Source organism: Demequina mangrovi (assembly GCF_000759715.1).
Taxonomy (GTDB): domain Bacteria; phylum Actinomycetota; class Actinomycetes; order Actinomycetales; family Demequinaceae; genus Demequina; species Demequina mangrovi.
Window position 1 is genome coordinate 1 of sequence record NZ_BBLU01000018.1, and the last position, 13,667, is coordinate 13,667.

General features: G+C 71.1%; 8 protein-coding genes and 1 pseudogene. 1 reads left to right on the forward strand and 8 read right to left on the reverse strand.

The window, feature by feature from the left end; translation table 11 throughout:
- Positions 1-25: 25 nt before the first annotated feature.
- The 8 genes and pseudogenes from TR42_RS12695 to TR42_RS12730 form a co-directional block, all read right to left on the reverse strand.
- On the reverse strand, positions 26-2,773 hold the full coding sequence (locus TR42_RS12695) for a cation-translocating P-type ATPase (RefSeq protein WP_042216494.1): 2,748 nt from the start codon (positions 2,771-2,773) through the stop codon (positions 26-28).
- 140 nt (positions 2,774-2,913) lie between these two features.
- Complete coding sequence (locus TR42_RS12700; protein WP_042216497.1) at positions 2,914-4,254, reverse strand: DUF2252 domain-containing protein; 1,341 nt, start codon at positions 4,252-4,254, stop codon at positions 2,914-2,916.
- Positions 4,255-4,439: 185 nt separating this feature from the next.
- Positions 4,440-5,555, reverse strand: coding sequence for a glutamate 5-kinase (gene proB / locus TR42_RS12705; protein ID WP_052406105.1), 1,116 nt, complete (start codon positions 5,553-5,555; stop codon positions 4,440-4,442).
- Between the two features lie 34 nt (positions 5,556-5,589).
- On the reverse strand, positions 5,590-7,116 hold the full coding sequence (gene obgE, locus TR42_RS12710; RefSeq protein ID WP_042216498.1) for a GTPase ObgE: 1,527 nt from the start codon (positions 7,114-7,116) through the stop codon (positions 5,590-5,592).
- Positions 7,117-7,248: 132 nt separating this feature from the next.
- The gene (rpmA, locus tag TR42_RS12715) at positions 7,249-7,500 is read right to left on the reverse strand and encodes a 50S ribosomal protein L27 (RefSeq protein WP_042216500.1); all 252 of its coding nucleotides are present in this window, start codon (positions 7,498-7,500) and stop codon (positions 7,249-7,251) included.
- Between the two features lie 14 nt (positions 7,501-7,514).
- Positions 7,515-7,823 carry a 50S ribosomal protein L21 gene (rplU, locus tag TR42_RS12720; RefSeq protein WP_042216502.1) on the reverse strand — a complete coding sequence of 103 codons (309 nt, stop codon included), beginning with the start codon at positions 7,821-7,823 and terminating at the stop codon, positions 7,515-7,517.
- A 331-nt stretch (positions 7,824-8,154) separates the two neighbouring features.
- Positions 8,155-9,147: an IS481 family transposase gene (locus tag TR42_RS12725; RefSeq protein WP_042216503.1), complete on the reverse strand. Its 993-nt coding sequence runs from the start codon at positions 9,145-9,147 to the stop codon at positions 8,155-8,157.
- Positions 9,148-9,245: 98 nt separating this feature from the next.
- Positions 9,246-11,717 (reverse strand): annotated as a pseudogene (locus TR42_RS12730) (Rne/Rng family ribonuclease); the annotation flags it as partial.
- Positions 11,718-12,177: 460 nt separating this feature from the next.
- Between TR42_RS12730 and TR42_RS12735 the strand changes: the two are divergent.
- Positions 12,178-13,656, forward strand: a complete 1,479-nt coding sequence (locus TR42_RS12735) for a cytochrome ubiquinol oxidase subunit I (RefSeq protein ID WP_042216505.1) — start codon at positions 12,178-12,180, stop codon at positions 13,654-13,656.
- The last annotated feature ends 11 nt before the right edge of the window (positions 13,657-13,667 follow it).

Sequence of the window (13,667 nt, forward strand, 5' to 3'; positions counted from 1 at the left end):
GGGCGGGGCGGGGCGGGGCGCGCGGTCAGCGGCCGCGGGCGGGCGCGACGGCCTCGGCGACCGTCGGCGCGACCTGCTCGACGCGCGTGCGGCGGTAGGCCTTGTCGATCTCGACCACCACCATGACCCCGGCCGTCAGCCCCAGGCACGCGAGCCACTCCCCTCCGGTGAGGGAGGAGGTCTGCAGCCAGGCCTGCATGAAGCCCAGCTCCGTCGCGAGCACGATGAACGCGACCGGCCACAGCAGCATGCGCGTGCCGCGGCCCCACGGCCCGGTGAGCCCGGACTCGGGATCCCGACGCAGCTGGAGCCCGGTGGTGAGGGTGCCGAGCGCGACGATGACGAAGGCCATCGTCATCGGCTGCGACGCCTCGTCTGGAGAGAGGTCGTCGCGCCCGACGAGCAGCGGCACCAGCGCCGCGAGGAACAGCGCGCCTCCGTAGATGAGCCACCTCACCACGTTGCGCGGCGAGGCGATGCCCGCGGACGGGTCGCGAGGCGGGCGCTGCATGAGTCCCGGCTGCTCGGGCTCGAGCAGGATCACCAGCACCGCGAAGATCGCCACCGCGAAGTTGAGCACCAGCACCATCACCGGCGTGAGCGCCACGCCCTCGTTGAGGTCGATGAGGCTCGCGACCACGAAGAGCAGCAGCAGCGCGATGAGCTGCGACAGCTGGAACGTGAGGTAGGACGTGATCTTGGCGTAGACCACGCGGCCGAGCTTGACCGCGCGCACCAGCGTGGCGAAGTTGTCGTCGGTGAGCACCAGCTTCGCCGCCTGCTTGGTGACCTCGGAGCCCGAGCCCATCGCGACGCCGATATCGGCCTGCTTGATGGCCGCCGCATCGTTCACCGCGTCGCCGGTCATCGCGACCACCTCGCCGCGCGCCTGCAGTCGTTGGACCAGCCGGAGCTTGTCCTGCGGGGTGACGCGCCCGAAGACGGAGAGGTCGTCGAGCCGCGCGTCGAGCTCGTCGTCGGTGAGCGCCGCGAGCTCGGCGCCCGACAGCCCGTTGCCCGGCAGGTCGAGCTCGCGCCCGATCGCCGCGGCGGTGACCACGTGGTCGCCGGTGATCATGCGCACGTCGATGCCGGCCGCGTGCGCCTCGTCGACGGCGACCTTCGCCTCGGGCCGGAGCGGATCGACGATGCCGACCACCCCGACGAAGCCCAGCTGGGCCACCGCGGCCATGGGGTCGGCGAGCACGACCTCCTCCTCTGCGGGCTCGTAGACCCGCAGCGCGAGCGCGAGCGTGCGCAGGCCCTGAGAGGACCGGTGCTCGATCTCCGCGGTGACGTCGTCGGCGAGGTCCGCGACCGGCACCGTCTCGCGCCTCGCGACGAAGGCCCGCGTCGAGCGGGCGAGCAGCACGTCCGGAGCGCCCTTGACCACGCCGATGAGCCGCCGCTCGCCCTCCCACGCGACGTGGTGGAAGGTCGCCATGAACTTGTACTCCGAGTCGAAGGGCACCTCGGCCTCCCGCGGGAAGCGCCGCTTGACCTCGGGGACGTCGACGCCGAGCTTCTCCGCGAGCACCACGAACGCCGCCTCCGTGGGGTCGCCCACCACCACTCCGTCCGCGCTCACCGTCGCGTCGTTGGGCAGCGCGAGCGCGTACGCGATCGGGGCGCCGAGCGGGACCTCGTCCCCCTGCGAGCGCCGCACCCGGCCCTCGAACGAGTAGCCCGAGCCGTCGACCGTGAACGTCTCGCCACCGACCCACACGCTCCGGGCCATCATCTGGTTCATCGTGAGCGTGCCGGTCTTGTCCGAGCAGATCGCGCTGGTCGCGCCGAGCGTCTCGACGTCGTTGAGCGAGGCGACCACCGCCTTGGCCTCGGTGAGCCGCGAGGCGCCCCAGGAGAGCATCCCCTGCACGAACGTCGGCAGGCCGGTCGGGATCGCGGAGATCGCGACCGCCGTGCCGAGGAACATGAGATCCGAGAACGACTGCCCGCGCGCGACACCGAGGCCGACGATCACCACCACGGCGCCCCACGCGACGGCGCCGATGATGCGGGTGAGCGCGGACAGCTCGCGCTGCAGCGGCGACTGCACACGCTCGACCGTCGCGAGCATCGTCGCGATCGCGCCCATCTCGGTCTCCATGCCGGTCGCGACCACGAGCGCCGTCGCGGTGCCGCGCGTCACGGACGTGTTCTGGAACAGCATCGACCGCCGGTCCCCGAGCGCGGTGTCGGGGTCGGGGAGCGCGTCGGCGGACTTCTCGATGGGCGCGCTCTCCCCCGTGAGCGCCGCCTCCTGCGTCTCGAGCGTGATCGCGCGGACGATGCGGGCGTCGGCGGGCACGATGTCCCCCGCCTCGAGCTCGATGACGTCGCCGGGGACGAGGTTCGGAGCCGGCACCTGCACGATCGCGCCGTCGCGTCGCACGCGCACCTGAGGGACCTGCATGGTCGCCAGCGCGTCGACGCTCGCCTGCGCCTTGCGCTCCTGGCTCGCGCCGGACCACACGTTGAAGACCACGAGCAGGCCGACCATGATCGCGGTCGAGACCTCGCCGATGGCCGCCGAGATCGCGGTGACGGCGACGAGCATGAGGTTCATCGGGTCCGCGAGCTGCCGCAGCGCGAGCTGCCACAGCGTGGCGGCTTTCGCGGCGGTGAGCGCGTTGGGCCCGTATCGAGCGAGCCGCGCCGCCGCATCGTCGCCCGTCAGTCCGTCGAGCCCGGTCCCGAGCTCGTCGGCGGCATCGGCCGCATCCTTCGACCACCACGCGACGACGGTCCGCTCCGGCGCATCCGTGCTCATACCAGGCCCCCTGCCTCGAGCTCCCCCGCCGTCGAGTCTAGGGAGCAAGGAGCCGTGCCGCGCGCCGAGCCCCCGCCCCCAACCGACTCCCAATGACACCTGTGCCTGAAGTGACGCGCGGGAACGGTGTGACGCCCAGCTCAGACCCCGGTCACGGCGACGATCCTGCCGTCGGCGATCGCCGCCTGGTGGGCCGCATGATCGGCCTCGTTGAGGTCCGCGTATCCGCGCGCGAACTCCGCGAGGACCCGGTCGGCGGCGTCGTCCTCCCCCAGGTAGGCGGCGATGGCCGCGGCATCGCCGCTCCGGGCGTGGGCCAGCGCGAGAACCGCGCCGCAATGCCACGCGTAGCGCGCGAGCCTCCCGGGGCCCATCTCGTCGATCTCGAGCGATGCCTTGCCGTCCCACAGCTGCCGCACGTAGAAGTCCACCTCACCGCCGTCCGGCCGCTCGTAGCGTGACCAGCCGAGCAGGATGTCGCCCTCGGTCTGCATGAGCCGCTGGCCGCGCACCACGCGCTCCCCCGCGTTCTCGAACCCGGCATCGCCGGCGTAGCGTTCGAGCACGGAGACGGTCGCCTCCTTGAACTGCAGGAACAGCGGCGCGCCCTGCCGCGACTCGAGGAGCACGAGGAGGCATCGCGTGCCGACGCTCCCGACGCCGACGACCTTCCTCGCGAGGTCCACGAACCGGTAGTCGCGGAGCACCGCCGCGTCGTGGGGCGGGAGCGAGTCCCGATACCGCGAGAAGAAGTCGGAGGTGCGCGCCCGGTTCACGCCGTCCAAGGCCTCGTCGAGACGGCACACGACCGGTGGACGCGGCACGATACGCCGCCGCCCGTCCTCCACCGCGGTGAGGCGGGTGAGCGCGCGCACGCTGTCACGGCGGGCCGCCTTCGAGACGAAGGCCTCCGAGCGCTCGCGCTTGGCCCCGCGCTGGCGCGCCACCAGCGCCGCCGCGCCGAGACGGCGGTAGCGGAGCTCGAGCGGGCTCAGCGCGGCGGCGGCGCCCATGGTCTCGCGGTAGCCCCGGGTCGCAGCACGCGTCGCCTTCGCGATGTCCTTGCGCCCGAGGCCGCTGACCCTGCCGGCGACCGTGACGCTCGCGGCGAGACGCTTGAGGTCCCACTCGAACGGCCCGCGCGCCGTCTCGTCGAAGTCGTTGAGATCGAAGACGAGCTCGCGGTCCGGGGCCTTGAAGAACCCGAAGTTGGCCAGGTGGGCGTCGCCCGCGAGCTGGACCGTCAGACCCGTGCGCGGCGGCACGCCGAGGTCCGCCGCCATGACGGCGGCCGCGCCACGGTAGAACGCGAACGGCGAGACCGCCATGCGTCCGTGGCGGATCGGCACGAGCGCCGGGACGCGCGACGCGTCCTGCGCGACGAGCGTGGCGACGGGGTCGGCACGGTCCGCCGGGTCGGGCACCGCGGCGTGCGCCTCGAGCCGGACCTCGGTCGCGCTCGCCGCCGCGTGTGCGCCCATACCAGGCCTCCTGACTCGAGCTCCCCCGCGATCGAGTCTATGGACGCGCTCTCGCACGCGCGCGGCGAGCCCCCGCGCAACCGATTCCCAATGACACCTGTGCCTGAAGCGGCGTGCGGGTCCGGTGTGACGCCCGGATCAGCGTGGATTCACATGCGTCACATCTGTCATGGGGAGTCGTCGGGTCAGAGGACCACGAGGTGGTCGATGTGGATGAGCTCGCGCGCGTACGCGTCGCCCAGCACCTCGCCGAGGGCCTCCGTGGAGAGCCCCTTCATGCGGTCCGCCTCGTCCGAGGAGAAGCCCGCGAAGCCTCGCGCGATGAGCGCGCCGTCCAGCGCGAGCAGGTCCACCGGCTCCCCCGCCTCGAAGTCGCCGCGGATCTCGACCACGCCCGCGGCGAGCAGCGAGGCCTGGCGCCCGCGCAGCGCCCGCACGGCGCCGTCGTCGAGGACGATGCCGCCGCGCGTCTTGGCGGCGTCCGCGAGCCACTGGAGGCGCGTGGTCTCCGCCTTGCCCGTCGGCAGGAACAGCGTGCCGACGTCCTCACCCGCGACCGCGCGCGCCGCATCGGCCGCCGCCGCGAGCACCACGTGCACGCCGGAGGCCGTGGCGAGCGACGCCGCCTCGATCTTGGTGATCATGCCGCCCGTGCCCACCGCGGAGCCGCGGCGCGAGATGTCGATGCCGTGGAGGTCGTCCGGGCCCGCGACGGAGGCGATGCGACGGGCGCCCGGAGAGTCCGGCGCCGCGGTGTAGAGCGCGTCGACGTCGGTGAGCAGCACGAGCGCATCGGCTCGGACCGCGGTGGCGACCAGCGCCGCGAGGCGGTCGTTGTCGCCGAAGCGGATCTCGTCCGTCGCGACCGTGTCGTTCTCGTTGATGATGGGCACCACGCCGAGCGCGAGCAGCGACTCGAGGGCGCGGCGGGCGTTGCCGTAGTGCGCGCGGCGGACCATGTCGTCCGCGGTGAGCAGCACCTGCCCCACCGTGAGCCCGAAGCGCGCGAACGCGACCGTGTAGGCGTGGATGAGCGCCCCCTGGCCCACCGAGGCGGCGGCCTGCTGGAGCTCGAGGTTGGTGGGCCTGGCGGCCAGGCCGAGCGGTCCGATGCCCGCGGCGATCGAGCCGGAGGTCACCAGCAGCACCTCGCGGCCCTCGGTGCGCGCCTCGCCCAGCACGTCGACCAGCGCGCCCAGGCGCGCCTCGTCGAGCCTGCCGTCCGGCCCCGTGAGGGAGGACGAGCCGACCTTGACGACGATGCGCCGTGCCTGCGACACGGCGGCGCGCGCCTCGCTCACGTGACCTCCCGGGGGACGGATACCTGCGAGAAGGCTACTCGTCGTCCTCGGCGGGATCGGTCCAATGTCCGGCGTTGCGCTCGGTCCACAGCTCCTCGCGGGCCGCGGCACGCGCGTCCATCTTCTCCTTGAACTCCTGGCGCTTCTCCGCGCGGGTCGCACGGCTGTGACGCTCGTGCTGCTCGATGCGCAGGTCGGAGCCTCGAGAGCCGAGCAGCTCGGCGCCCGCCATCATCGTGGGCTCCCAGTCGAAGATGATGCCGCCCAGGCGCGGGCCGATGACGACCTCGCAGCCGGGGGTCGCGCCCGCCTTGAACAGCGCCTCCTCGACGCCCGCCTTGGCAAGACGGTCGGCGAGGTAGCCGACGGCCTCGTCGTTGGCGAAGTTGGTCTGCTTGACCCAGCGCTCCACCTTGGTGCCGCGCACCTGGTAGTAGTCCTCGGCGCCGTCGCGGATGTGCTTGACCGTGAAGCCGGACTCATCGACCGCCTTGGGGCGGATGACGATGGGCGCGGCCTCGAGCACCGGCGCCTTGGCGCGCTCCTCCTCGACCATGCGGGCGAGGGCGAAGCCGAGCTCGCGCAGGCCGTCGTGGCTCACGGCGCTCACCTCGAAGATGGGCATCCCGCGCTCCTCGAGCTCCGGGCGCACGATGTCCGCGAGGTCCTTGCCGTCGGGGATGTCGACCTTGTTGAGGATGACGATCTGGGGGCGCTCCGCGAGCGGGACGCCGCTGATCGCCTCGTCGCCCGAGTACGCGCGCAGCTCCTTCGAGATGATGTCGAGGTCGCGCAGCGGGTCGCGCTCGGTCTCCAGCGTGGCGGTGTCGAGCACGTGCGCGATGACGGAGCAGCGCTCGATGTGGCGCAGGAAGTCGTGGCCGAGGCCCTTGCCCTCCGAGGCGCCCTCGATGAGACCGGGGACGTCCGCGATGGTGAACTTGGTGCCGCCCGCCTCGACCACGCCCAGGTTCGGGACCAGCGTGGTGAACGGGTAGTCCGCGATCTTGGGGCGCACGCGGCTCATCGCGGCGATGATCGAGGACTTGCCCGCGCTCGGGAAGCCCACGAGCGCGACGTCCGCGATCGACTTGAGCTCGAGCACCACGCTCGCCTCGTCGCCGGGCTCGCCGAGCAGCGCGAAGCCGGGGGCCTTGCGCTTCTGCGTCGCGAGCGCCGCGTTGCCGAGACCGCCGCGGCCGCCGGCCGCGATGACGTACTCCGCGCCCTCGCCCACGAGGTCGACCAGGAACTCGCCCTCGCGGGTCTTCACGATGGTGCCGCTGGGCACGCCGAGGCGCAGGTCGGCCGCGTTGGCGCCGTGGCGCATGTCGCCCGCGCCCTGCTTGCCGTTCTCCGCGGTGCGGTGCGGCGCGTGGTGGTAGTCGAGCAGCGTGGTGACCTGCGGGTCGACCACGAGCACCACGGAGCCGCCTCGGCCGCCGTTGCCGCCGTCGGGGCCGCCGAGCGGCTTGAACTTCTCGCGGTGCACGGAGGCCACGCCGTGACCGCCGTTGCCCGCCGTGACGTGAAGCGTCACGCGGTCGACGAACGATGCCATGGGTGCCTCCTGAAGCAAGCGGCGGGGTGACGATCCGCGCGGGTCGCCCCCGCCTCGTCCCCAGCCTAGATATGAGTCAGGGGCGGTGCCTTGCGGCGCCGCCCCTGACTGGAAAACCTGTGTGTCGCGTGCTTACGCCTCGACGATGTCGATGACCTTGCGGCCACGACGCTGACCGAACTGCACCGCACCGGCGGACAGCGCGTACAGCGTGTCGTCCTTGCCGCGGCCGACGTTGAGGCCCGGGTGGAAGTGGGTGCCGCGCTGGCGGACGATGATCTCGCCGGCGCTGACGACCTGACCGCCGAAGCGCTTCACGCCGAGGTACTGAGCGTTCGAATCGCGACCGTTGCGCGAGGAGCTCGCGCCCTTCTTGTGTGCCATGAGTGTCTCCTCGCTTACTTGATGCCGGTGACCTTGAGGCGCGTCAGGTCCTGTCGGTGACCGATGCGCTTGCGGTAGCCAGTCTTGTTCTTGTACTTGAGGATGTCGATCTTCGGGCCACGCTCGTCGCGGACGACCTCGGCGGTCACCTTGACCTTGGCCAGCGCCTTCGCGTCCGACGTGATCTTCTCGCCGTCGACGAGCAGCACCGGGGCAAGCTCGACGGTCTCGCCGGCCGCAGCCTTGAGACGGTCGACGACGATGACATCGCCCTCGGAGACCTTCTCCTGGCGGCCACCGGCCTTCACAATCGCGTACACCATGATCTATTCCTCGTGAAACTCGTTGTTGCGACCCCTGAGGGATCAGATTCCTGCCGCAGCCGCTCCCGATGAGGGCGCAGGCAGGGCCTCAGCGCTCGGCGCGCCGACGTACGAATATACCCGCTTGCGCCACCTCTGGTCAAACCGAGCGTGTCGGATTCCTCCGGCCTCGGAGAAGCCCGCGAGGGCGGCCGCGACGCGCCGTCGTCGGCGCATCCGCGGACCATCGTACGCGCTGACGCGCGCTCGCCGGCCCGCCCGAGGTCCCGACCCCGGAGACGCGTCGAGGCGCGCCATCAGGCGCGCCTCGACGTCGTGGAGTTGTGCGGGACTAGCTGTAGTGCCCAGGCAGGTTGTTCAACCTCGTGATGGGTGGGACCTTGCCGATGGCGGAGTGTTGCCGGTGGTGGTTGTAGAAGTGCAGCCAGGCCGGTAGGGCGGCTCGGCGGGCTTTCTCGGAGTTGTAGTGCTTCGAGTATGCCCAGCCGTCGCTCATGGTGCGGTGGAAGCGTTCGATCTTGCCGTTGGTCTGGGGCCGGTACGGACGCGTGCGCCGATGTCTGATGCCCAGGTCGTGGCAGGCGTCGCGCCAGGCATGCGAGCGGTAGCAGCTGCCGTTGTCGGACAGCACCGCTTCGACGTGGACCCCGCGGGCAGCGAACCACGCGACCGCGCGGATGAGCACGCCGATCGCGGTCGCGGCGGTCTCGTCGTCGTGAATCTCCGCGTACGCGACCCGCGAGTGATCGTCGATGACGGTGTGTACGAAGGCTCGGCCGATGAGCTCGTGACGATAGCGATCCCGGACAGTGCCAGGTGTCGCCCGACGATTCCTTGCTCCTTGCTGACGCCCCACGAACCGATGGCCGCCACCATCAGGGATGTTGCCCAGCTTCTTCACATCGACGTGGATCATCGACCCTGGGTGGTCGTGCTCGTAGCGGCGGACCACGTCACCGGTACGGACGTCGACATGGGACAGGCGGTTCAGCCGGCAGCGCCTGAGGACTGCGTACACAGTGGACGCGGGCGCGCCCGTCAGCGAGGCGATCTCGACCGGCCCGCGACGTGTCTTGATGCGCTTATGCACGATCTTGCGCACCAACGGCTGGGGCGTGCGGTTCGGCGAGCGATGCGGGCGTGAGGAGCGGTCATCCATGCCGGACCGGCCGCGCTCGAGGTACCGCTGCGACCACTTCGCCGCCGTGGGCCAGGAGACACGGAAGAACCGGGCCGCCTCGGCGATCGACCAGCCGTCGTCGACGACCAGCCGACCGATGCGGGCACGTTGGACAGGAGTCAGCGCGGCATTAGCGTGGGACACGAGAACCTCCAGGTTCAGAGCGTTGCGGTAGCAGCTCCACTCTGCCTGGAGGTTCTCGTCATCGCCCGGGGATCAAACAACGTCCCTGGGCACTACAACTAGCCCTCCGAGGGCTCCTCGGCCGGAGCCGCCTCGGAGGCCTCCGGCTTCGCGTCCGGCTCGGGCAGCACGATCGGCACGTCGATGACGCGCTCCGCGTCGCCGGCGTCCGTCACGACCTCGTCGTGGTGGTGCGCCTTCTCGGCGGCCGCGGCGATCGAGGCGAGCGTCGCCTTGACGGCCGCGCGGGCCTCCTCGCGGTCGTCGAGCGCGTGGGTCTCGCCCTGCACCGGGGTGTGGGCGTGCGTGTCCTTCTCGGGCTGCGGCTGCGGCTCGGGCTGCTGCTGCTTCTTCTGCTGCTGCTGGCCGCCCTGCTGCTGGTTGCCGCCGCCCTGCTGCTTGCCCTGCTGCTGCCCACCGCGGGAGCCGCGCGAGCGACGCCCCTCGGGCTGCTTCTCGCTCGCCTCGGCCACGGGCTCGCCGTGGACCAGGAAGCCGCGGCCCTTGCAGTGGTCGCAGGTCTCGGAGAACGCCTCGACCAGGCCCTGACCCACGCGCTTGCGGGTCATCTGCACCAGGCCCAGCGAGGTGACCTCGGCCACCTGGTGCTTGGTGCGGTCGCGGCCCAGGCACTCGATGAGGCGGCGCAGCACGCGGTCGCGGTTGGCCTCGAGGAGCATGTCGACGAAGTCGATGACGATGATGCCGCCGATGTCGCGCAGACGGAGCTGGCGGACGATCTCCTCGGCGGCCTCGAGGTTGTTGAGCGTCATCGTCTCCTCGAGCGTGCCGCCCTTGCCGACGAACTTGCCCGTGTTGACGTCGATGACCGTCATCGCCTCGGTGCGGTCGATGACCAGCGAGCCGCCCGAGGGCAGCCAGACCTTGCGGTCCATGCCCTTGGCGAGCTGCTCGTCGATGCGGGCCTCCGCGAACACGTCGCGGTCGCCGGCGAACTTGTGCAGGCGCGGCATGAGGTCCGGCGCCACCTGGCCGACGTACATCGACAGCGAGTTCCACGTGTCGTCGCCCTGGATGGTGAGCGAGTCGAAGTCCTCGTTGAAGATGTCGCGGACCACGCGGATGGCCATGTCGGGCTCGCCGCGCAGGAGCTTGGGGGCCTTGGTGCCCGGCTTGGACTCGTCGAGGATGGTCTGCCACTGGCGCTTGAGACGCTCGACGTCCGCGCGCAGCTCCTCCTCCGAGGCGCCCTCCGCAGCGGTGCGCACGATGACGCCCGCGTCCGAGGGGATGACCTCGCGCAGCAGCTTCTTGAGGCGGTTGCGCTCGGTGTCGGGCAGCTTGCGGCTGATGCCGGTGACGCCGCCGCCGGGCACGTAGACCAGGAAGCGGCCCGCGAGCGAGATCTGCGACGTGACGCGCGCACCCTTGTGGCCGATCGGGTCCTTGGTGACCTGCACCATGACCGTGTCGCCGGGCTTGAGCGCGAGCTCGATGCGCTTGGCCTTACCCTCGAGACCCGCGGCGTCCCAGTTGACCTCGCCGGCGTAGAGCACGGCGTTACGGCCGCGGCCGATGTCGACGAACGCGGCCTCCATGCCGGGCAGCACGTTCTGGATGCGGCCGAGGTAGACGTTGCCGGCCATCGACTGCTGCGCCTGGTGGGAGACGTAGTGCTCGACCAGGACGTCGTCCTCGAGCACGGCGATCTGGACACGGTGGTCCTTCTCCCGCACCACCATGGAGCGCTTGACGGACTCGCGGCGGGCGAGGAACTCGGCCTCGGAGATCACGGGGCGACGGCGCTGGCCATCACGCGAGTCGCGGCGGCGCTGGCGCTTGGCCTGGAGACGCGTCGAGCCCTGGAGCTGGTCGTCGGAGCCGCCGGACGAGCCCGAGCCGGAACCCGAGCCGGAGCCCGAGCGGGAGCCGCGGCTGCGGCTGCGGCGACGACGGCGCGAGCCGCCCTCACCCTCGGAGTCCTCGGAGGTGTCGCCCTCCGCGGCGTCGGCGGGCTTGTCACCCTCGGCGTCGTCGGCCGGGGCCGGCTTCTCGTCGTCGCCGCTCTCGGCACCCTCGGCGCCCTCGCCCGGCTTCTTCTTGCCGCGTCCGCGGCCGCCGCGGCGACGGCGACGGCGCGCGGCGCCCTCGCCCCCCTCGCCGTCCTGGTCGTCCTCGGGACGCGAGTCGCCGCCCTCGGCCGGCGTCGCGGCCTCGGCGGGCTCCTGGGGCGCCTCCGCCTGCTCGGCGGGGGCCTCCTCGGTCTTGGTCTTCTTCTTGCCGCCGCCCGAGCGCTTGCGCTTGGGCGCCGGGGCGTCCTCGGACCGCTCCTCGGCGGGCGCGGCGTCCTTCTTGGCCTGGGTCGCCTTCTTCGCCGGCTTCTTCTCCTGCGGCTCCTTGGCCGCGGGGGCGGCCGGCTCCGGTGCGGAGAACGGCGACGCCGAGGGCGGCGCGGACGATGCGGGGGGTCCGGCCGGCGCCGAGGCGCGGCGCGACCGGGTGGGCTCGGGCGCCTGGAACAGCGGGGCTGCGACGGGGCTGTCGGATGCGGTGGTGTTTTCCTCGCTCAACGCGGGTACCTCGAATCGAGACCGTCCACACACGGCCCCGACATCATCGTCGTTCGCGGTTCACGATGCGTGACCGCGGAAGTCTGCTGGTCGCGGCGGACAGCGGCGATCTCGAGCGCCCATCCCCGTTTTCTCCGCGTGCAGCCTGTAGGCCTGCGGGATCTGGCGGGACTGGCAGCTACGTCCTCGCTGCGTCTGTCGCGCGGTTGGCGTCCGGTGTGGCTGGACGTCTGACCTGCCTGCCATTGTGTCACAGGCCGCTCGGATCCCGGGCATCCGCCCCTCGCGCGGCGATTCTGCGCGACTTTCGGCGGCGCGCACAACGTCGTGATCCCTGCCACCTCCCGACCCCTCGGCGACGATGCTGGTGGGAAGGGGTGCGCCGGGACCATCGTCCCGATGCAACAGGCGTAAATCCGCACTACTTTCTACGCTTAAGTAACCAAGGAGGTCCCCGCCCATGGAAGCGCTTGAGCTTGCGCGCTGGCAGTTCGGCATCACCACCGTCTACCACTTCGTGCTGGTGCCGCTCACGATCGGCCTGTCCGTGCTCGTCGCGATCCTGCAGACGGCCTGGGTGCGCACCGGCGACGAGAAGTGGCTGCGTCTCACCAAGTTCTACGGCAAGCTGCTGCTGATCAACTTCTCGCTCGGCATCGCCACCGGAATCGTGCAGGAGTTCCAGTTCGGCATGAACTGGTCCGAGTACTCGCGCTTCGTGGGCGACGTGTTCGGCGCCCCGCTCGCGATGGAGGCGCTGCTCGCCTTCTTCCTCGAGTCGACCTTCCTGGGTCTGTGGATCTTCGGCTGGGACCGCCTGCCCAAGAAGCTGCACCTGCTCACCGTCTGGGCCTTCGCGATCGGCTCGACGCTGTCCGCGTACTTCATCATCGCCGCGAACTCGTGGATGCAGCACCCGGTCGGCGCGGAGTACAACCCCGAGACCGGCCGTGCGGAGATGACCGACATCTGGGCGGTCCTCACCAACAACACGACGCTCGTGGCGTTCCCGCACGTCATCGCGACGGCCTTCCTGGTCGCGGGCACGTTCGTGGCCGGCATCGCCGTCTACTGGATGGTGCGCAAGCACCGCGAGGACAAGGACCACGCCGATCTGCCGATGTACCGCACCGCGGCGCGCTTCGGCGCGTGGGTGATGATCGCCTCCGGCATCGGCGTCATCATCACCGGCGACCTGCAGGCGAAGCTCATGTTCGAGCAGCAGCCGATCAAGATGGCCGCCGCCGAGGCGCTCATCGAGACCCCCGACGGCGCCGCGCCCTTCTCGCTGCTGTCGATCGGCAACCTGGCCGGCAACGACCCCGCCTCCGTGAGCCACGTCATCGAGATCCCCGGCCTCACCTCGTACCTCGCGACGGGGTCCTGGAACGGCGAGGTGCTCGGCCTCGACGAGCTCCAGGAGATCTACGCGGAGCGCTACGGCGCGACCACGCCCGACGGCGAGGAGATCGAGTACCGCCCGAACCTCCTCGTGACCTACTGGTCGTTCCGCCTCATGATCGGCCTGGCGGCGTTCTCCGCCGCGCTCGCGCTCGGCATCCTGTGGTTCACCCGCAAGAAGCGCAGCGAGCTGCCGGGATGGATGAAGACGCTCGCGTTGGTGTCGCTGCCGATGCCGTACCTCGCGGCGAGCTTCGGCTGGATCTTCACCGAGATGGGCCGTCAGCCCTTCGTGGTCGCCCCCAACCCCACGGGCTCCGATCAGATCATGCTCATGACGATGTTCGGCTATTCGAGCTCCGTGAGCGCGGGCGAGGTGCTCACCTCGATGATCACGTTCACCGTGGTCTACGCGATCCTCGCCGTGTTCTGGTTCCGCCTCATCCAGCGCTACGCCGTCGAGGGCGCGCCGCAGGTCGAGGAGCCCACCGTCCGTTCCGACGACGACGCGTCCAAGCCGCTGTCGTTCGCGTACTGAGGAGCCCCCGC